This window comes from Comamonas humi, from assembly GCF_054782535.1.
The window spans coordinates 81,515-101,434 of record NZ_BAAGSH010000019.1 but is presented as its reverse complement, the minus strand read 5'-3'; the positions used below and the strand labels follow the sequence as shown (position 1 = coordinate 101,434).

Here is a 19,920-nt window from a genome sequence, read left to right as displayed (position 1 = left end):
TCCCGAATCCTCTTTCCCCTAGGAGACCCCCCATGCGCCGAGCCGCCATCGTCACCCCCCTTCGCACGCCCGTCGGCACCTACGGCGGCAGCCTGCGCCCCGTGCCGGTCGAGGAGCTGGCCGCCATCACGGTGCGCGCCGTGGTCGAGAAGAGCGGCATCGACCCCGCCCGCATCGACGACGTGGTGTTCGCCCAGTCGTATGCCAGCAGCGAGACGCCCTGCGTGGGCCGCTGGGCCGCGCTGCAGGCCGGCCTGCCGGTCGAAGTGCCCGGCATGCAGCTCGACCGCCGCTGCGGCGGCGGCCTGCAGGCGATTGCCACCGCCGCGATGATGGTGCAAAGCGGCGCGGCCGACGTGGTGATCGCCGGCGGCGTCGAGAGCATGAGCAACATCGAGTACTACACCACCGACCTGCGCTGGGGCAAGCGCGCCGGCAACGTGACGATGTTCGACCGCCTGGACCGCGGCCGCGAGCGCTCGCAGCCGGTGAGCCGCTTCGGCGCCATCTCGGGCATGATCGAGACGGCCGAGAACCTGGCGCGCGACTACGGCATCACCCGCGAGGAGGCCGACGCCTTCGCGCTGCGCAGCCACCAGCGCGCCGCCGCCGCCTGGGCCGCGGGCAAGTTCGATGCCGAGACCGTGGCGGTGTCGGTGCCGCAGAAGAAGGGCGACCCCAAGCTCTTCACCCGCGACGAAGGCTACCGCGAGGACGCCACGCTCGAATCCCTGGGCAAGCTGCGCGCGCTGATGAAGGGCGGCACCGTGACGGCCGGCAACGCCAGCCAGCAGAACGACGCCAGCGCCGCCTGCCTGATCGTGGCCGAGGACAAGCTGGCCGAGCTGAACCTCACGCCCATGGGCGCGCTGGTGGGCTGGGCCGCGGCCGGCTGCGAGCCCTCGCACATGGGCATCGGCCCGGTGCCCGCCGTCAAGAAGCTGATGGCGCGCCTCAAGCTCAAGGTCGAGGACATGGACCTGGTCGAGCTGAACGAAGCCTTCGCCTGCCAGGCGCTGGCCGTGCTCAAGGGCTGGGAGTGGAACGACCGCGACGCCATCGAGCACAAGCTCAACGTCAACGGCTCGGGCATCTCGCTGGGCCATCCCATCGGCGCCACCGGCGTGCGCATCCTGGCGACGCTGCTGCACGAGCTGGATCGCCGCAAGGGCCGCTACGGCCTGGAGACCATGTGCATCGGCGGCGGCCAGGGCATTGCAGCCGTGTTCGAGCGTTACTGATAAACAAGCCACAGGAGACCGATATGCGCAAGCTCTCTCGCCGCATCCTCTGCCGCACCGGCCTCGCGGCCGCGGCCCTGGCCCTGTGCGGCCTGGCCCAGGCCCAGGGCGGCGCGCCCATGCGCCTGCTGGTGGGCTATTCGGCCGGCGGCCCCGTGGACCAGGCCGCGCGCCTGCTCTCGGTGGCCCTGGGCAAGGAGCTGAACCAGTCCGTGATCGTGGAGAACAAGCCCGGCGCCAACGCCACGCTGGCCGGCAACGAGGTGAGCCGCGCCAAGGCCGACGGCCTGACGCTGTGGTTCGCCGCCAGCCCCACCATCACCATCACGCCCAACGTGATGCGCAAGATGCAGTTCGACCCCGCCAAGGACCTGACGCCCGTCGCCCCCATCCTGAGCTACTACAACGTGCTCGTGGTCAACAACGACGAGCCGTACAAGACCACGCAGGAGCTGGTGAACTACGCCAAGGCGCACCCCGGCAAGCTGGCCTATGCCTCGGCCGGCGTGGGCGGCTCCAACCACCTGGGCGCGCTGCTGTTCGCCAAGCGCGCGGGCATCGAGATGAACCACGTGCCCTACAAGGGCAACGCCCCCGCGATGACCGACGTGATCGGCGGCCAGATCAACATGATGCTCGACATCATCAGCACCGCCAGCACCTACATCAACAGCGGCAAGGTGCGCGCCATCGCCGTGACCTCGCCCAAGCGCAACGCCTCGCTGCCAAACGTGCCCACGTTTGCCGAATCGAAGATCGACGGCCTGCAGGGCTTCGACGTGGGCGGCTGGTACGGCGTGTACGGCCCCAAGGGCATGGTGCCGGAGCTGGCCGCCAAGCTCAACAAGGCCATCAACGCCGCGCTGGCCCAGCCCGAGCTGAAGAAGAAGCTGGTGGACCTGGGCTACGACGACTGGACCGGCGCCCCGCAGCTGCTGGCCGACCGCGCCGCCAAGGAACGCGCCATGTGGTCCACCGTGACCCAAGGCATCGAGGTGGACTGACGCCCATGGCTGAACGCATCCACGAACTGCTGGACCGCTGGCTGGCCGAGGCGCCCGAGCGGCCCTTCATCCACCTGCCCGGCCGCACGCTGAGCTATGCCGACCTGGGCCGGCTGGTCGATGCGCTGGAGCAGGAGCTGCGCGCCGACGGCGTGCGCCCCGGCGACCGCGTGATGGTGGTGGCCGAGAACTGCCCCGAGCACGCGGCGCTGCTGCTGGCCGCGAGCCGCGTGGGCGCGTGGTCGTGCGGCGTCAACGCCCGCATGGCGCCCGGCGAGGTCAAGGCCTTTGCCGACAAGGCCGACGCGCGCATCATCTACTTCACCAACACGGTGTCGAGCGCCGCGGCCCAGCATGCCGAGCGCTACGCGGCGCGGCCCTCGTGCGTGGGCGGCCTGCTGCGCAGCCCGGTGTTTGCCGAGGCCCGCACCGAGCCCGATCCAAAACACGGAAATGAAAGCAAATCCGTGGCCGCCATCATCTTCACCTCGGGCACCACCGGCGCGCCCAAGGGCGTGATGATGAGCCACCGCGGCGTGCTGCATTTCGCCCGCGTGTCGGCCGAATCGCGCCAGCTCGGCCCCGCCGACAAGTCCTACGCCTTCGCGCCGATGACGCACATCTTCGGCCTGGGCACGGTGCTGCTTGCGTCGCTGCACGCCGGCGCCGCGCTGGAGATGCGCAGCCAGTTCGAACCCGCCGATGCGCTGCACGCGCTGGAGCACCTGGGCATCACCCAGCTGCAGGGCCCGCCCACGCTGTTTGCGCGCCTGCTGCAGCACTGCGAACAGCACGGCATCACCCAGCCCGCCACGCCCGCGCTGCGCTACCTGTACACCGGCGCAGGCCCGCTCGACCTCGTGCTCAAGCGCAAGGTCGAACAGCTCTTCGGCCAGACCCTGCACCACGGCTACGCGATGTCGGAATACGCCGGCTCGCTGCACCTGACGCGCCTGGGCGAGAGCCGCACCGATACCAGCGCCGGCTACGTGATCGAAGGCGCCGAGCTGAAGATCGTGGACCCGAGCACCGGCGCCACGCAGCCCACCGGCGAGCGCGGCGAGATCTGGGTGCGCGGCACCGGCCTGATGCCGGGCTATTTCCGCGATCCCGAGTCCACCGCGGCTGCGCTGCGTAACGGTGACAGTGGGGGCGGCTGGTACGCCACCGGCGACCTGGGCGAGCTGCATGCCGACGGCGCGCTCTTCGTCGTGGGCCGGCTCAAGGAAATGATCATCCGCTCGGGCTTCAACGTCTACCCCAGCGAGGTCGAGCACGCGCTGGGCAGCTTTCCGGGCATCCAGCGCTGCGCGGTCGTGGGCCAGAAGGAGGCCGACGGCAACGAGGCCGTGATCGCCTTCGTGGTGCACACGCCCGGCGCCACCATCGACGAGGCCGCGCTCAAGGCCCACCTGCGCGAGCACCTGGCGCCCTACAAGCGGCCGGCGCGCATCATCGCCATCGCCGAGCTGCCGGTCAACGCCAACGGCAAGGTGATGAAGCGCGAGCTGCAGCAGCGGCTGGAAGCCGAGTAGGCCCATAGCCCGCCACCGGTATTGCTCCCTCTCTCTCAGGGAGAGGGTTGGGGTGAGGGTCAGCGCAGGGTGAGGGCCTGCGGCGCCCACTATTCATCACAAAAACCATAGCTGCCAGCGCTCACCGGGTGGGCGCTGGCATTATTTTTTGCATGAAATCGCCCAGGCTGGCCACCGACAGCTCGCCCACGCGCACGCCCTGCAGCTGGCCCTGCGCGTCGTAGAACAAGGTGGTGGGCAGGGCCCGGCTGCCGGCGACCTCGCTCATCGCATTGCGCGGATCGAGCAGCACCTGCGCCTCGGGCAGTCCAAAGCCGCGCGCCGCCTGCAGGGCCACCTCGGGCTTTTCCTGCTGGTTGATCCACAGGAACTGCGCCTGCGGATGGCGCTGCTGCGCCTCGCGCAGCGCCGGCATCTCGCGCACGCAGGGCGTGCACCAGCTGGCCCACAGGTTGATGACCACCGGCTTGCCCTTGAACTGGTCCAGCGTGTGCGTCTTCGCATCGAGCGCCACCAGCGACAGCTGCGGCAGCGAACGCGCGCTGGCCGAGAAGCTGTTCACCAGCCCCAGCCCGCCCAGCCACACGGCGGCAAACAGCGCCGCTGCGCCCGCCAGCGGCTGGAACGCCGGCTTTTTGCGCAGCCACAGCCACCACAGGTAGACCAGCGCCACCGCCAGCGCCGCCCACGGCTCCCAGCCGCCATCGCGGATATTGAAGATCGACAGCGGCTGCGCCAGGTACTCATCCGCATACCGCGCCACAAACCCCAGCCGCGCCGCCACCAGCGCCAGCACCGGCAGCAGCCAGGCATGCGGCGCAACGGCTATCTCCCGCTTGCGCGCCCAGCGCACCAGCACCAGATCGGCCAGCACCCAGGCCACCAACAACACCAGCAAAGCCCAGGGCAAGGCAAACGGACCGATCTGCAGACTAGCGCTCATGCATGTTCTTTCTCTCAGGAAAAGGGAAAGGGGGCGGCGGAAGAAGTCCACGACACAAATGGCCTCGCACGGCCTTGCAGCAATTCCATTGTCTCCTGGCTACAAATGCAGTCATTAGAACATCGACATCATCACGTCTCTTTCTCTATTAAAAACATGAAATTTAGCGCCGAATTGTTTTTTTGCCTTGACCATTGCCAACTGAACTGAGGTGTCATGCGCTGGAAATCGAGAGCAAATTATTAAAAATCCCAACTTCCCATTCAAATAAGGACGGATTTTTTCATGTTTTGCCGCCGTAAATAATTGCTCGCATGCATGAGTCAGGTCCTTCCCCTTTAATTCCACAAAAACAAATTTTCCCTCGCCAGAGACAAAAAATCTGCACGAACCCCCTCTTTAATAAGACATTTGTCAATTCTACCCTTTTTATAAAGATTTTTTTCAGGATTAAGAAATATTGCTTTCTTCCCGAACTCCTCAACCTTTACTCTAGCATGTCTAATATTTTCAACACATTTATTTTCATCACACATCTCAAATAGTCTCCTCCAAATCCAGAAGATCAGAAAATTGTCCAGCAGTAATATTGGAAATTTCATCCAAAAATACCGCATCAATTAATTCTTCCGACTCATTTATAATAGATCCAACGACACCATTTTCTATTTTTAAAGCAGCCACATCATTCATTTGCAACCACCTTGATCTCTCAACAATTTCGCCCAATTCTTTATTTTTCTTCTTACGCCTAGAAATCTGCCCCGCCTTTAGCAACACATTTAATTTAGACATGATATATGGACTATGGGTCGTAATAATTAAACTTCGCCCTGTTTCTTGTCTCAAAACGACTTCCACCAAAATATCCAAAAGCATACTTTGTGCCTCTGGAAAAAGATGAGCCTCCGGCTCTTCAATGTAGATTAGCTGCCGCTCACGCTCACTCGAATTCTTTCTTGATCGATAAAAAGCCATCGAATCCTGGAGCATCAAATTATCCAGAAAGTACCAAATAGGCAGCAACTCTTGCTGGCCACTTGAAAGTGACGAAAACGGTACTACTCGACCATCTGACATTTCAATATACTCAGAATCTCGTTTAGCCAGCACCACCCCACCAAAGAGCTGCCTCATTATCTTATTTCGATTTCTACGATAATCCTCCATCCCTCCTATATGAGAGAAGTACGTATCAAGCTGATCACGCCAGTTAGCAAAGATTTTTGCAAATCGCAAAGTCGCTGGATCCAAATTTCCTGCGTGTTCGATACCAGCAACCAATCGACCAATACTTGTGAAAAAAGCTCTCCCCGCAGGAATAAAAGTCTGCGAAGAGATAATATCACCCCCCAACGCCTTACGAAATTTCAGCCACACCTCACGCCGAGTTCTCCACGCCATTTCCAAGCTATCATGCGTAAATGAGGCATCTGTTGCTTTAGTTTTCTCAAAATCTTTTCTCTTATACTCCGCAAATACCTTGACCGCAGCGTTATATGCATCTTCAAAATCACTGGAGAACTTAACAGTAACCTCATCAACAGGCTGCCCGCCTGCCGTTCTTCGCATCACCCTTACTGTTAAATTTTTATCAACATAATTAATTAGAAAACGTTCCCCACCCCATGCAGAAGGTGGAAACCAAATGGCAAAATTTTTTTCTATACGTTTTTTGTATTCGGAATAAGAAAATCCATCTTCAGCGCATCTTATTGCATCCTGATTAATATCAGAGAAAAAATATAGCAACTTTGTCGTTACACTTTTCCCCGCCCCCTGTGGGCCAATAATTACATTTAATCGCTTGAGCTCAATATTGGCCAGCTTTACACATGAGAAATTTTTAATCGATATTTCAGCCATATATCCTCGTAGTAATCACCTCTTCGAAGAGGTTCAGAAGATTTCACCCGATAATAGCGTAACCAAGAATCTTTTTGCAATCATAAGTTACCCTATCCGTCCCAACTGAGAGATCCGCTAATTCACCACCGCAGACGATTGCATACGAACCGTATTTGTTTTACTCTAGCATACACAGAATTGCTGCGCCAGCAACGCGCCGTCAGCATAGCAAGAGGACAAGCAGAGGCGATGCATAGTTGCGAATTTCTTCTCGTGTATAAGCCAAGATCATGAGCATATCCGAGGGTTGCCACATTCAGTCTGCAGAACAATGGCTGAATGATTAGAAAGCAGAGTATTTCAAGGTGATTTCAGAAGCCATGCCTAGTAGATAGTCTCAAAAAAACAATCAGCAATCGACCTATCCTAGAGATGAATATCATTTGGCGAGGGTCATTGTTTTAATCGGGGGGCGAATTCAGCTTCGATTTTCACAAATTCCTCAGCACCAGGAGAACTCTATCTGGCAAATATTCCCTAATTTCCCATCGCACCTCAAGCCGCTCACTAACCCCATGCTGGCTCGCATTTAGCAGTCGTAGGTAACTAAGCAAAGGGCAGGAAGACGGTTGAAGTTCCCCCGCAGGGCGGGCACTCTACAACAATGTGGCGTGCGAATAGCCGTCCCGCGCTAGCAGCAGAAGAGCTTCTGCCAATTCACTGAAATGCCACGGCTTTGAGCACGTTGCCTCACGGTGCTAGAGACGTCAGCGAAAACGATGTAGACGGTCTTCAGGACTTAGCAGTAATACACGCCAGCGAGCAGTAGAAACGGCGCATTGACTAAAAGACATTCAAAAAAAAGAGCTGCCAGCGCTTACCAATCAAGCATTTCAACCCTATTTCATATTGAAACGCCCAACAAACAATTGCCAGCAGCTCTTCTTTCAATAGCAATCCCTACTGATCCTCACTCACCAGCTTCACATTGCAATACGCCTGCAGCCCCTCCAGCCCGCACTCCGAGCCCCAGCCGCTTTCCTTGACGCCGCCGAACGGCGCCTCGGGCATGGAGATGTTCAGGCTGTTGATGCCGAGCATGCCGCTTTCCACGCCCTTGGCGAGGCGCTGGCGCACAGCGCTGTCCTGGGTGAAGGCGTAGGCCGCCAGGCCGTAGGGCAGGCGGTTGGCGCGGGCGATGGCCTCGTCCAGGCTCTGCACCGGGTTGATGAGGGCCACGGGGCCGAAGGGCTCCTCGTTCATCAGCGCGGCGTCCTCGGGCACCTTGCTCAGCACCGTGGGCTCCCAGAAGTAGCCGGGGCCGGCGATGGGCCGGCCGCCGGTGTGCAGCGTGGCGCCGCGCTCCTTGGCGTCGGCGATCAGGCGCGTGAGCGCGGCGATGCGGCGCGGGTTGGCCAGCGGGCCCATGTGGCTGGATTCGTCGAGGCCGTTGCCGACCCTGAGCTTTTCCACCCGTTCGACGAAGGCCTGCACGAAGGCATCGAAGCGGCTGGCATGCACGTAGAAGCGCGTGGGCGCGATGCAGACCTGGCCGGCGTTGCGGTACTTGCCGGCGACCAGCATGTCGGCGGCGCGGTCCACGTCGGCATCGGACCAGACGATGACCGGTGCGTGGCCGCCCAGCTCCAGCGTGGCGCGCTTCATGCTCTTGGCGGCGTGCGAGGCCAGCAGCTTGCCGACGGCGGTCGATCCGGTGAACGAGAACTTGGCCACCTCGGGCCGGTCGAGCAGGTAGCCCGAGACCTCGGCGGGCACGCCGAACACCATGTTGAGCACGCCGGCGGGCAGGCCGGCGTCGTGCAGCGCGCGCACCAGCTCCTGGCCGGTGGCCGGGGTTTCCTCGGCGGGCTTGAGGATGAGCGTGCAGCCCGCGGCCAGCGCGCCGGCGATCTTGCGTGCGGGGGTGATGGACGGGAAGTTCCACGGCGCGAAGGCTGCGCACACGCCCACGGGCTCGTGCAGCACCGAGATGCGCTGCGTGGGCGTCTTGCCGGGCACGATGCGGCCGTAGTTGCGCCGGCCTTCCTCGGCATACCACTCGTAGGTGTCGGCGGCGGCCAGCACCTCGGCGCGGGCCTCGCGCAGCGGCTTGCCCTGCTCCAGCGTCATGCAGCGGGCGATGTGGTCGGCGCGCTCGCGGATCAGCGCGGCGCCCTTGCGCAATAGGTCGGCGCGTACCAGCGGCGAGGCATCGCGCCACGCGGGGAAGGCCGCCTTGGCCGCGGCCAGCGCGGCCTGCAGGTCAGCCTCGCCGGCATGGGGCAGTTGCCCCAGCACGGCTTCGTCGGCGGGGTTGATGACGGGCTCGGTGGCGCGGCCGCCAGCGGCGAGCCATTCGCCGTTGATGTAGAGCTGGAGCTGTGGATAAGTCGATGCGCTCATGGGGTTCAACCTTTCTTCACCAGCGGGCACTTGCCGTCTTCCAGGGGGCGGAAGGCCTTGTCGCCGGGGATGGTGCCGATGATCCTGTAGTAGTCCCACGGGCCCTTGGATTCGGCGGGCGACTTGACCTGGGCGAGGTAGAGGTCGTGCACCATGCGGCCGTCCTCGCGCACCCGGCCGTTCTGGCTGAAGAAGTCTTCGAGCCTGGCGGACTTGAGGTACTTGGTGACGGCCGGGCCGTCATCAGAATTGATAGCTGCCACCGCTTTCAGGTATTGGGTTACGGCCGAATATGTGCCTGCATGCACCATCGAGGGCATGGTCTTCTTGCCCATGCGCTCGTGGAAGCGCTGCGCGAAGGCCCGGGTCTCGGGCGTGCGGTCCCAGTAGAAGGCGGTGGCGAAGGTCAGGCCCTGCGCGGTCTTGAGGCCCAGCGAGTGCACGTCCTGGATGAACATGAACTGCGGCGCCACGGTCTGGTTCTTCATCAGCCCGAACTGGTTGGCCGACTTGATGGCGTTGATGGTGTCGTTGCCCGCGCTCACCAGCGTGACGACCGGGGCCTTCGACTCCTGCGCCTGCAGCACGAAGGACGAGAAGTCGCTGGCGTTGAGCGGGAAGTTGGTGCGCCCGGTGACCTTGCCGCCGTTCTTGCTGACGATGTTGGTCACGGTCTCGGCGCCAGCCTTGCCGAAGGCGTAGTCCACGGCCATGATGTACCAGTCCTTCTTGCCCTGCGCCAGCAGCGCGTGCGCCACGCCGCTGGCCATGGCGTAGGTGTCGTAGGTGTAGTGGATGGCGGTGGGGATGCAGGCCTCGCTGGTCAGCGCGTCCGAGGCGCCGCCCGAGGTGAGGATGAGCTTGTTGCGCTCCTTGGCCAGGTTGTAGACGGCCATGGCCACGGCCGAGTTGTTCAGGTCGACGACCACGTCCACGCCGTCGGTGTCGAACCAGGTGCGCGCCTTGCTCGATCCCACGTCGGCCTTGCCCTGGTGGTCGGCGAACACGACCTCGATCTTCTTGCCGGCCACCGTGCCGCCGAAGTCCTCTACGGCCAGCTTCGTGGCCTCGACCGAGCCGCGGCCGGCGGTGTCGGCATAGGGGCCGGACATGTCGCTGAGCACGGCGATCTTCACCACGTCGCCGGAGATGCCCTGGGCCTGGGCGGGCAGGGCGGCGGCGAGGCTAGCAGTGGCGGCGGCAAGCAAGGTCAAACACTTCATGGCAGGTCTCCTCAGGATTTCTTCACCAGGGCACAGGTGGACTTGGACAGCGGGCGGAAGGCCTGGTCGCCGGGGATGGTGGACAGCACCTTGTAGTAGTCCCACGGGGCCTTGGACTCCTCGGGCTTCTTGACCTGCACCACGTACATGTCGTGCACCATGCGGCCGTCCTCGCGCACGTAGCCGTTCTGCGAGAAGGCGTCGTTGATCTTCATGCTCTTGAGCTGTTTGGCCACGGCGGGGCCGTCGTCGGTGCCGGCCGCCTGCACGGCCTGCAGGTAGGTCATGACGGCCGAGTAGTCGCCGGCCTGCACCATCGACGGCATCTTCTTCATGCGCTCGAAGTAGCGCCTGGACCAGGCGCGCGACTCGGGCGTGCGGTCCCAGTAGAAGGCGGTGGCGAAGGTCATGCCCTGGCCGTATTTGAGACCCAGGCCGTGGATGTCGTTGATGAACATCAGCTGCGGCACCAGGATCTGGTTCTTGGTCAGGCCGAAGTCGTTCGCGGCCTTGATGGTGTTGACCGTGTCGTTGGTGGCGTTGGCCAGCGTCACCACCTGCGCCTTCGAGGCCTGGGCCTGGGTCACGTACGACGAGAAATCGCTGGCGTTGAGCGGGTGCGCCACCTGGCCGGCGATCTTGCCGCCGCCGGCCTCGACGAACTCGGTCGCGGTGGCCGCCATGGCCTTGCCGGCGGCATAGTCCACCGCAATGATGAACCAGTCCTTCTTGCCCTGCGCCAGCACGCCGGTGACGGCGGCATTGGTCATGGCGTAGGTGTCGTAGGTGTAGTGCACCAGCGTGGCGCTGCAGTGCTCGTTGGTCAGCGCGGTGGAGACGGCGCCGGTGTTCATGATCATCTTGTTGCGCTCGCGCGCCAGGCCGTTGACGGCGATGGCGACGGCGGAGTTGTTCATGTTCATGACCATGTCCACGCCTTCGCTGTCGAACCACTGGCGCGCCCGGGTCGCGGCCACGTCGGCCTTGTTCTGGTGGTCGGCGAAGACGAGTTCGATCTTCTTGCCGAGCACCGTGCCGCCGAAGTCGGCAATCGCCATCTTCGCGGCCTCGACCGAGCCCTTGCCCGAGGTGTCGGCATACAGGCTCGACATATCGCTGAGCACGGCGATCTTCACCACGTCACCCGACACCCCCTGCGCCTGCGCCGCGATGGCCGCGGCCATGGCAGCGGCGCCCAACAGACCCTGAACTGGTTTCATTGGCTTGTCTCCATAGTTTTTGTTGAACCCACGCAAGGCACCGATGCTATGGATTTGCCTGCGGGCTGCTTTTGCTTTTGGCAAGCCCTCCCTTTGACAGAGCCAAAGCCATACAAACCCGCATCCACACCCATCCAGCTATGCATTCATCAAATGGTGCTGAAGGCCCCCTTTGCGATTGCCCAATTGCCTCGCCCCGCGAAATCCCCGATGCTGGCGGCCATTCACATCAAAAATGCGAGCATCCGGCGGCCCTGAGGCGCCCGCCGGCCGCCGCCCTCCGAGGACCACCCATCCATGACCCCTTCGATGTCGAGCTACTACCAGGCCGAGCTGGACGCCGGCCGCTTCCAGATCCAGCGCTGCAAAGGCTGCAGCCAGGCGATCTTCTATCCGCGCGAAATCTGCCCGCACTGCGGCAGCGACCAGCTCGCCTGGGAGGCGCCGTCCGGCCGGGGCACGGTGTACTCCACCACGGTGATCCGCCGCAAGGCCGAGGCCGGCGGCGACTACAACGTCGCGCTGGTCGACCTGGCCGAAGGCGTGCGCATGATGGGCCGCGTGGAAGGCACGGCGCCCGCCGACGTGAAGATCGGCCTGGCGGTCCGGGCAGAAGTGATCCAGCAGGGCGGCAAGGGCCTGGTGGTTTTCAAGGCAGCATTGGGGGCATGAGCATGGTGCAGATCCGAACGAACAGCAGCACCGGCCTGCAGGCCCTGCGCGGCAAGGCCGCCATCACCGGCGTGGCCACCTACGGCTGCGGCGAAGCCCCGGGCATGGACGACATGACCCTGCTGGTGCGCGCCGCCCACGCGGCCGTGGCCGATGCCGGCCTGACCATGCAGGACATCGACGGCCTGTGCACCGCCAGCGTCAACGCCACCATGTGGCCCATGCCGGTGATCGAGCACCTGGGCATCAACCCCAGCTACGTGAACGGCACCATGCTGGGCGGCTCGAGCTTCATCGCGCACCTGCTGCCGTCCATCATGGCGCTGGAGGCCGGCCAGTGCAACGCCGTGCTGGTGTGCTACGGCAGCGCCCAGCGCTCGGCCGTGTTCGGCCGCAAGGAATCGGGCGCGGCGCGCAAGTTCATGGACCCGCAGCCCTTCGAGCATCCGTATGAACCGATGATGCCGGTGGCCGCCTACGCGATGGCCGCCGCGCGCCACATGCAGCAGTACGGCACCACGCGCGAGCAGCTCGCCGCCGTGGCCGTGGCCGCACGCCAGTGGGCGCAGAAGAACCCCGAGGCCTTCATGCGCGACCCGCTGACCATCGAGGATGTGCTCAAGTCGCGCATGGTGGCCGACCCGTTCACCGTGCGCGACTGCTGCCTGGTGACCGACGGCGCCGGCGCCTTCGTGCTGACCCGCGCCGACCGCGCCAAGAGTGGCCCGCAGGCCCCGGTCTATGTGCTGGGCAATGCCACGGCCTGCTGGAACCGCCAGATTTCGAGCATGCCCGAGCTGACGGTGACGGCCGCGGCCCAATCCGGTGCCCAGGCCTTCGCGATGGCGGGCCTGAAACCCGCCGACATGGACGTGCTGGAGCTGTACGACGCCTTCACCATCAACACCCTGCTCTTCCTCGAAGACCTGGGTTTCGTGAAGAAGGGCGAGGCCGGCGCCTTCGTGGCCAGCGGCGCGATCGCCCCCGGCGGCAGCCTGCCGGTCAACACCAACGGCGGCGGCCTCTCGTGCGTGCACCCGGGCATGTACGGCATCTTCGCGCTGATCGAGGCCGTGCGCCAGCTGCGCGGCCAGGGCGGCGAACGCCAGGTGGCCGGCGCACAATTGGCGCTGGCCCACGGCAACGGCGGCACGCTGTCCAGCCAGGCCACGGCCATCCTGGGCACGGCCGCCACCCTGTAATCCTTCTCACCGAAACACCGACACCATGATCCGCGATCCCCAAATCCTGGAAGCGCTGCTCGACAGCGTGCGCCGCTTCGTCAACGAACGCCTCGTACCCGCCGAGAACGAAGTCGCCGAGACCGACTCCATCCCCGAATCCATCGTGCAGGAGATGCGCGAGTTGGGCCTGTTCGGCATGACCATCCCCGAGGATTTCGGCGGCCTGGAGCTGACCATGGAGGAGGAAGTGCGCGTGCTCTTCGAGCTGTGCCAGACCTCGCCCGCGTTCCGCTCCATCATCGGCACCACGGTGGGCATCGGCTCGCAGGGCATCCTGATGGACGGCACGCCCGAGCAGCAGGCCCAGTGGCTGCCCAAGCTGGCCACCGGCGAGGTGATCGCCTCGTTCGCGCTGACCGAACCCGAGGCCGGCTCCGACGCCGCCTCGCTGCGCACCACCGCCATCAAGGATGGTGACTTCTACGTGGTCAACGGCACCAAGCGCTTCATCACCAACGCGCCGCACGCCGGCATGTTCACGCTGATGGCGCGCACCGACCCGAGCAACAAGGGCTCGGGCGGCGTGTCCTCGTTCATCGTCGATGCCAAGTCGCCGGGCATCAGCTTCGGCAAGAACGACGCCAAGATGGGCCAGAAGGGCGCGCACACCTGCGACGTGATCTTCGACAACGTGCGCGTGCCGGCCGCCAACCTGATCGGCCTGAAGGAAGGCCAGGGCTTCAAGACCGCGATGAAGGTGCTGGAGAAGGGCCGCATCCACATCGCCGCCGTGGCCGTGGGCGTGGCCAAGCGCATCCTGCGCGACGCGCTGGCCTACTCGCTGGAGCGCAAGCAGTTCGGCCAGCCGATCTGCGAGTTCCAGCTGGTGCAGGCCATGCTGGCCGACAGCGAGGCCGAGATCTTCGCGGCCGAGTGCATGACCATCGAGGCGGCACGCCGCCGCGACGACAAGAAGAACGTCTCCACCGAGGCCTCGTGCGCCAAGATGTTCGCCACCGAGATGTGCGGCCGCGTGGCCGACCGCGCGGTGCAGATCCTGGGCGGCTCGGGCTACATGGCGGAATACGGCATCGAGCGCTTCTACCGCGACGTGCGCCTGTTCCGCCTGTACGAGGGCACGACGCAGATCCAGCAGATCATCATCGCGCGCAACATGATCCGCGAGGCCCGCGGATGACCGGCACGCACGAGCGCCCCAGCCAGCAGCGCCTGAGCATCGACGACATGAACAGCCGCGTGCCCTTCCTGCGGCTGATCGGCGCCTACCAGGACCCGAACTTCGAGGACGGCATCGTGCGCCTGCACCTCAAGGAGCTGCGCGAGGACCTGTGCAACCAGCTGCCCGCCGCGCACGGCGGCGTGCTGATGACGCTGCTGGACGTGGCCATGTCGCGCGCCGCGGTGCTCGCGCCCGGCGCGCCCGCCAGCACGGCCGTGACGGTGGAGATGTCCTCGCGCTTCATCCGCCCCGGCCGCGGCCAGCTCGTGGCCGAGGGCCGGGTGCTCAACCAGGGCCGGTCGCTGTGCACCTGCGAGGCCAACATCTACGACCAGGACCGCAACCTGCTGGCCACCGCGCAGGGCACCTTCAAGTACTGGATGGCGCACGCCTACGCGGATACAGCCAAATAAGCCTCCAGGGCATATGTAGCAAGCGCAAGCAGCTATATTTTTGGAAGCAAAAGAAAAGCGGCTCCAAGGAGCCGCTTTTTGCTGCGCAGGTGAGCGCCTACTTACTCGCCATCATCTCTGGCAGCTCGATCTTGACCTCCAGCACCTCCAGGTTGTCCTGGCGCTCGAGGTTCACGCGCACGTCGTCGGGGTTGATCGACACGTACTTGGCGATCACCGCCATCAGCTCCTTCTGCAGCGCGGGCAGGTAGTCGGGCTGGTTGTTGCTGCGGCCACCGCGCTCGTGGGCCAGGATGATCTGCAGGCGCTCTTTCGCCACCGAGGCGGTCTTCTTCTTTTCTCCAAGGAACAGGGACAGCAGGGACATGGCTTACCTCCCGAAGATGCGCTTGAAGAAGCCGGGCTTCTGCGCATCGATGAAGCGCATGGGCTTGTCTTCGCCCAGGAAGCGCGCCACCACGTCCTTGTAGGCCTCGGAGACGTCGGTGGTGGACAGGTTGATCGCCGGCGTGCCCTGGTTGGAGGCCTGCAGCACCGATTCGGACTCGGGGATCACGCCGATCAGCGGGATACGCAGAATGTCCTGGATGTCGGTCAGCGACAGCATCTGGCCGTCTTCCACGCGGTTGGGGTTGTAGCGGGTGATGAGCAGGTGCTCCTTGATCGGCTCGCTGCCCTCGATGGCACGCTTGGTCTTGGAACTGAGCATGCCCAGGATGCGGTCCGAATCGCGCACCGACGACACCTCGGGGTTGGTCACGACCAGCGCCTCGTCGGCAAAGTGCATGGCCATCAGCGCGCCGCTCTCGATGCCGGCGGGCGAGTCGCAGACCACGTAGTCGAAGCCCATGTCGGCCAGCTCCTTGATGATCTTCTCGACGCCTTCCTGCGTCAGCGCCTCCTTGTCGCGGGTCTGCGACGCGGCCAGGATATGCAGGTTGTCGAGCTGCTTGTCCTTGATGAGGGCCTGCTTGAGGTTGGCCTCGCCCTGGATGACGTTGATCAGGTCGTACACCACGCGGCGCTCGCAGCCCATGATCAGGTCGAGGTTGCGCAGACCCACGTCAAAGTCGATCACCGCGGTCTTGTGGCCGGCGAGTGCCAGGCCTGCCGAAAAGCTTGCGCTGGTGGTGGTCTTGCCGACACCTCCTTTGCCGGAGGTCACAACGACGATTTTGGCCATGTTTTCCAGTTTCCCTTCAAGGTTCCATTGAAGCCGTATGCCTGCCGCCGCTTCGGCGGCCCCGGGCTTACAGCGGCTCGATCACAATCTTTTCGCCTTCCAGCCGCACCATGGCGGGCTTGCCGGCAATGTCGGGAGGCAGTTCCGTCTCCACTGTACGGTAGATTCCGGCAATCGACACCAGCTGCGGCTCGAAGCAGGTGCAATAGATGCGTGCACTCACATCGCCGCGCGCGCCCGCCACGGCCCGGCCCCGCAGCGGGCCGTAGACGTGCAGGTTGCCGTCGGCGATCACCTCGGCGCCGTAGCTGACCATGCCCATCACGATGAGGTCGCCGCCCGGCGCATAGGCCTGCTGGCCGGAGCGCAGCGGCTTGTCCACCCGCATGGTGGGGCGGGCCGGCAGCTGCACCTCGCGCACGACTTCCACCTCGTGGATGACCTCCTGCACCACCGGCTCGGCTGCCGGGCGCGCCGGCGGCGCCTCGGGCGCGGCCACGAGGCCTGCGGCATGGGCCGCCGCCATCTGCAGCGCATTGCCGCCGCGCACGGCCACCGGCTGGGTGCGGTAGCGCCGCAGCAGCTGCACGATGGACTCGAAATCGATGTCGTCCTCGGCCTCGCGCACGGGCAACAGGTCGATCAGCACCGGGTCGTTGTCGAAGAAGGCCGAGGCATCGCCGAAACGCTGTGCGAACTCCTGCTCCAGCCCGGCCACATCGGTGGAGCGCAGCGCAAATGCCACCACGGGCAATTGGGCGCTCTTCATATCAAAACCGCTGCGGTGCGTCGTTTCGCCGGACATGGGGTGTTTTGCAAGGTACTTCGGGAGGAATCGCCGAAGTGTACCCTCCCCGGCCGATGCTGACTTGGGCTGCCATTATGGGGGGCCGGCCCAGCCGAAGATGCAACAGTTCTTAACCTTGCGCAATGAGTTGCTGCCGCTGCCAGTGCGCAAAAAGGGCGCCCGAAGGCGCCCCATTTCCCCATTCTGGAGCGGTTTTACCGGAGCTTGTGCCCGCAATGGCCACAGAACTGGTCATCCGGCCCCACGACCTGGGTGCAGGCCGGGCAGTGCGGCTGTGCCGCGGGGGCGGCCGGCGGCTCCACCACCGGAGGGGCGGAGACGGGCGGCGCGGATTCCGGGGCGGGCGGGGTCGCCTCGCCCGTAGCCGCCGCAGCTGCGGCGGTGCCGGCCTCGGCGGCGCCGGGGCGCTGCTGGCGCAGGCGCTCGGCCGCCTCGCGGGCCTTCTGCTGGGCCAGCTCCTGCGCCTGGCGGGCCTTTTCGCGGGCCAGCGCAATGCCGGCCTGCAGGCTGGCCTCGGAGGCTTCCTCGTCGAGGCCGTCGGAGACCATCAGGTAGATCAGGTTCGTGCCCATGAACATGACCTGGGCCAGCAGCGTCATGATGACCGCGAACATGATCACGGTGGACAGCGAGCCGGCGACCACATGGCCGCTGCTGTAGGCCGCGCCCATGCCGCCGCCCAGCGGCGCCAGCATGCTCGGGCCGATGATGCCGGCGGCCAGCCCCGTCATCGACGAGAAGCCGGGCACGAAGCCGCTGAGCAGGATCAGCGCGATCACGCCCAGCACGAAATACAGCGCCAGCAGCATCACCACCACCGGCACGATGCGGCTGCGCGCAATCGCCACCACCAGCGCCACCGCGCTGCGCAGCGAGCGCCCGTCCCAGATGGCGGGCGCCAGCAGCGGCGCGGCCACCCAGTACAACGCGATGAACAGCACCGAGGCCGCCACCACCAGCACCGGATGGGCAAAGAAGAACAGGATCGGCCCGACGATCGGCAGCTTGCAGACGAAGTAGACGATGGCCGCGACGAGGTACAGCACCAGCATCACCGCCACCAGCAGCAGCGCGAACAGGATGAACTTGGGCACGCAGCGCAGGCCGGCCGAGAACGCCTCGCCCACGCCGCGCGGCTCCAGGCCCTTGGCGCGGTCCTGCAGCAGGATGCCGACGGCCGAGATGCCGGCCGCGAACACCACGCCGGCGAGCAGCGCGAAGACCAGCCCCACGAACACGCTGCCCAACGCGCCGGCCAGCATCTGCCCCAGCGCCATGACCAGACCGCTCGCCATCCAGGTGACGAAGGACAAGCCCATGGCCCGCCACTGCGTCAGCCCCTCGGCTGCGCGCAGCAACTGGCTGAAGTCGATCGATTTCAAGATGGCCTTCGCTGTCATGCACTGCTCCTCTTATGGATGTATCGGTTCGGCCCCGCGCGGGCAGGGGCCTGGCTCCTGTGCCTCAGTCGAGCTTGCGCGGCAGGGCGGCGCCCTGGATGATGAAGCGCTCGATGCCCGCAGGCACCGCCTTGTCGGCGGCCTTCTTCACCTCGACCGGATGGCCGGCCTCGGTATCGGCCGTGCCGGCCTTGAGGTTCACGCGCTTGGCGCGCAGGTCGGTGGGCGAGACCATCACCTGGATCGTGGCGCTGCCGCGCTCGTCGGCCAGCAGCGTGGCGATGTCCTTGATCGCCACCATCGCGTTCTTGTGCTCGTCCCGGGCCTTGGCCGCGAGCGGCAGGTCGATGGCCACGGCATCGAGCACCTTCACGGACTGCACCTGGCCCGAGGCGGACTCGAACTGCTGCATGCGGGTGCGGGTTTCGCTCTTGTTGATGCGTTGCTTGGCGGGCAGCTCGGCCATGGCCTCGACGGCGCGCTGGCGCACGCCGTCGGCCGCATCGATCTCGGCGCCCATCTTGCCGCCGAACACTTCAAAGGGATTGGGCGGCACCGGCGCGGCGATCGGCGCCTTGGGCATGGGCTGCGGCTGCGGCTCGGGTGCCGGGGCAGCACAGCCTGCCAGGGCGGCGGCGATGAGCACGGCAGAGAGCTTGAAATAGGTCATGGTGGTTCCTCCATCAATCCAGTAATTCGTCGAGAGACCGCTTGTAGGCCGGAGGCCTGGCGGGACGCGGCTCGGCGGCGCGCTGTCGCGGCGCAGGGGGCGCAGGCGAGGCTGCGGCCGGAGCCATGTCCTGCACTATAGCGGCAGCAGGCGGCGCCACCGTGACGGGCTGTGCCGCGGTTTCCCCGGGCCGCGCCACGTCGGCCGCGGCCGCCTCCAGGGCCTCGCCAGGGGCCAGCGCCGCATCGGCGGGAACGGCATCGGCCGCCGCAGCACCGGCTGCCGCAGCATCGACCGCCGGGCCGGGATCTTCGGTGGCGGGCGCGGCCACGTCGGCGCCGGCGGCGGGCATGGCAGGCGCCGCCTCGCGCCCCGACCACCACCACCAGCCGACGCCGGCGGCCAGCAGCAGTGCCAGCAGCACGGCGCCCAGCCACAGGCCGGCGCCGCGCGAGGGCGGGGGTTCGTCGAACAGCGGCGGCAGGCCGGGCGCTGCGCCAGGCATGGCGGGCGGGCTGGCCACGGCCTCGGGCGCGTCCTGCACATTGCCGAACACGATCACCGCCGCGTCCTCGTCGGCGGGCGGGGCCGTGGCCGCCGTGGCCTGCAGCGCCTTTTCGTCGAAGCGGCAGCCGCAGCGCGTGCAGAACGGGGCCTGCGTGGCGCAGAGGTGGCCGCAGTCCGGGCAGGTGGTGTAGGTGGGCGCCACCGCGGGCGGCTGCTGGTCGCTCTGCCGGGCCCCGCACTTATTACAAAATTTTGCACTGGCAGCGAGCGCATGCCCGCAGACGACACAGTTCATGGCTGATCCCTCGGATGGCTGCGTTGGCGTCGAAAGTTGTCCACGCAATCGATTATTTCGCGCATTGTCCACCAACGGGGCATCCGCGCCGTTTCAGCGAGGCCGGCAGCTGCGCACCAGGGGGCCGCGCA

General features: G+C 64.9%; 18 protein-coding genes. 7 read left to right on the top strand and 11 right to left on the bottom strand.

The features are described from left to right. The first annotated feature begins 32 nt into the window (after window positions 1–32). The 3 genes from ACYVKR_RS20630 to ACYVKR_RS20620 are packed head-to-tail and all read left to right on the top strand — an operon-like array spanning window position 33 to window position 3,780. Window positions 33–1,241 carry an acetyl-CoA C-acetyltransferase gene (locus tag ACYVKR_RS20630; protein ID WP_460482849.1) on the top strand — a complete coding sequence of 403 codons (1,209 nt, stop codon included), beginning with the start codon at window positions 33–35 and terminating at the stop codon, window positions 1,239–1,241. 23 nt (window positions 1,242–1,264) lie between these two features. After that, window positions 1,265–2,245, top strand: coding sequence for a Bug family tripartite tricarboxylate transporter substrate binding protein (locus ACYVKR_RS20625; protein WP_460482848.1), 981 nt, complete (start codon window positions 1,265–1,267; stop codon window positions 2,243–2,245). 5 nt (window positions 2,246–2,250) lie between these two features. Beyond that, window positions 2,251–3,780, top strand: a complete 1,530-nt coding sequence (locus ACYVKR_RS20620) for a class I adenylate-forming enzyme family protein (RefSeq protein ID WP_460482847.1) — start codon at window positions 2,251–2,253, stop codon at window positions 3,778–3,780. A gap of 121 nt (window positions 3,781–3,901) precedes the next feature. On the opposite strand, the gene ACYVKR_RS20615 is transcribed toward ACYVKR_RS20620, so the two are convergent. From ACYVKR_RS20615 to ACYVKR_RS20595, 5 genes are all read right to left on the bottom strand, one after another. After that, a complete protein-coding gene (locus ACYVKR_RS20615) occupies window positions 3,902–4,723 on the bottom strand; it encodes a TlpA family protein disulfide reductase (RefSeq protein WP_460482846.1) in 822 nt (273 codons plus the stop codon). A gap of 537 nt (window positions 4,724–5,260) precedes the next feature. After that, window positions 5,261–6,589, bottom strand: a complete 1,329-nt coding sequence (locus ACYVKR_RS20610) for an AAA family ATPase (protein WP_460482845.1) — start codon at window positions 6,587–6,589, stop codon at window positions 5,261–5,263. Window positions 6,590–7,531: 942 nt separating this feature from the next. Continuing rightward, the gene (locus tag ACYVKR_RS20605; RefSeq protein ID WP_460482844.1) at window positions 7,532–8,974 is read right to left on the bottom strand and encodes an NAD-dependent succinate-semialdehyde dehydrogenase; all 1,443 of its coding nucleotides are present in this window, start codon (window positions 8,972–8,974) and stop codon (window positions 7,532–7,534) included. Between the two features lie 5 nt (window positions 8,975–8,979). After that, window positions 8,980–10,197: an ABC transporter substrate-binding protein gene (locus ACYVKR_RS20600; RefSeq protein WP_460482843.1), complete on the bottom strand. Its 1,218-nt coding sequence runs from the start codon at window positions 10,195–10,197 to the stop codon at window positions 8,980–8,982. An 11-nt stretch (window positions 10,198–10,208) separates the two neighbouring features. Beyond that, complete coding sequence (locus tag ACYVKR_RS20595) at window positions 10,209–11,417, bottom strand: ABC transporter substrate-binding protein (protein ID WP_460482842.1); 1,209 nt, start codon at window positions 11,415–11,417, stop codon at window positions 10,209–10,211. Between the two features lie 297 nt (window positions 11,418–11,714). On the opposite strand from ACYVKR_RS20595, the gene ACYVKR_RS20590 reads away from it, so the two are divergent. From ACYVKR_RS20590 to ACYVKR_RS20575, 4 genes are read left to right on the top strand one after another with little or no spacing between them, the layout of a single operon-like run. Further along, window positions 11,715–12,089 carry a Zn-ribbon domain-containing OB-fold protein gene (locus ACYVKR_RS20590; protein ID WP_460482841.1) on the top strand — a complete coding sequence of 125 codons (375 nt, stop codon included), beginning with the start codon at window positions 11,715–11,717 and terminating at the stop codon, window positions 12,087–12,089. After that, window positions 12,086–13,291 (top strand): thiolase, encoded by a 1,206-nt coding sequence (locus ACYVKR_RS20585; RefSeq protein ID WP_460482840.1) that lies wholly within the window; start codon window positions 12,086–12,088, stop codon window positions 13,289–13,291. Before ACYVKR_RS20590 ends, ACYVKR_RS20585 begins: the two co-directional genes overlap by 4 nt. A 25-nt stretch (window positions 13,292–13,316) precedes the next feature. Beyond that, window positions 13,317–14,471 (top strand): acyl-CoA dehydrogenase family protein, encoded by a 1,155-nt coding sequence (locus ACYVKR_RS20580; RefSeq protein ID WP_460482839.1) that lies wholly within the window; start codon window positions 13,317–13,319, stop codon window positions 14,469–14,471. Further along, complete coding sequence (locus ACYVKR_RS20575; protein WP_460482838.1) at window positions 14,468–14,926, top strand: PaaI family thioesterase; 459 nt, start codon at window positions 14,468–14,470, stop codon at window positions 14,924–14,926. Before ACYVKR_RS20580 ends, ACYVKR_RS20575 begins: the two co-directional genes overlap by 4 nt. A 97-nt stretch (window positions 14,927–15,023) precedes the next feature. Here ACYVKR_RS20575 and minE read toward each other — a convergent pair whose 3' ends face one another. The 6 genes from minE to ACYVKR_RS20545 all read right to left on the bottom strand — a co-directional run bounded on the left by minE (window position 15,024) and on the right by ACYVKR_RS20545 (window position 19,789). Beyond that, window positions 15,024–15,293 (bottom strand): cell division topological specificity factor MinE, encoded by a 270-nt coding sequence (gene minE, locus ACYVKR_RS20570; protein WP_460482837.1) that lies wholly within the window; start codon window positions 15,291–15,293, stop codon window positions 15,024–15,026. Between the two features lie 3 nt (window positions 15,294–15,296). Continuing rightward, entirely contained in the window at window positions 15,297–16,109 is an 813-nt protein-coding gene (gene minD / locus ACYVKR_RS20565) for a septum site-determining protein MinD (protein WP_460482836.1), read from the bottom strand. Window positions 16,110–16,176: 67 nt separating this feature from the next. Next, a complete protein-coding gene (gene minC, locus ACYVKR_RS20560) occupies window positions 16,177–16,914 on the bottom strand; it encodes a septum site-determining protein MinC (RefSeq protein ID WP_460482835.1) in 738 nt (245 codons plus the stop codon). Window positions 16,915–17,111: 197 nt separating this feature from the next. Continuing rightward, window positions 17,112–18,317 carry a hypothetical protein gene (locus tag ACYVKR_RS20555; protein ID WP_460482834.1) on the bottom strand — a complete coding sequence of 402 codons (1,206 nt, stop codon included), beginning with the start codon at window positions 18,315–18,317 and terminating at the stop codon, window positions 17,112–17,114. Between the two features lie 64 nt (window positions 18,318–18,381). Beyond that, on the bottom strand, window positions 18,382–18,987 hold the full coding sequence (locus ACYVKR_RS20550; protein WP_460482833.1) for a hypothetical protein: 606 nt from the start codon (window positions 18,985–18,987) through the stop codon (window positions 18,382–18,384). 13 nt (window positions 18,988–19,000) lie between these two features. Next, window positions 19,001–19,789 (bottom strand): zinc ribbon domain-containing protein, encoded by a 789-nt coding sequence (locus tag ACYVKR_RS20545; protein WP_460482832.1) that lies wholly within the window; start codon window positions 19,787–19,789, stop codon window positions 19,001–19,003. Window positions 19,790–19,920: the final 131 nt, after the last annotated feature.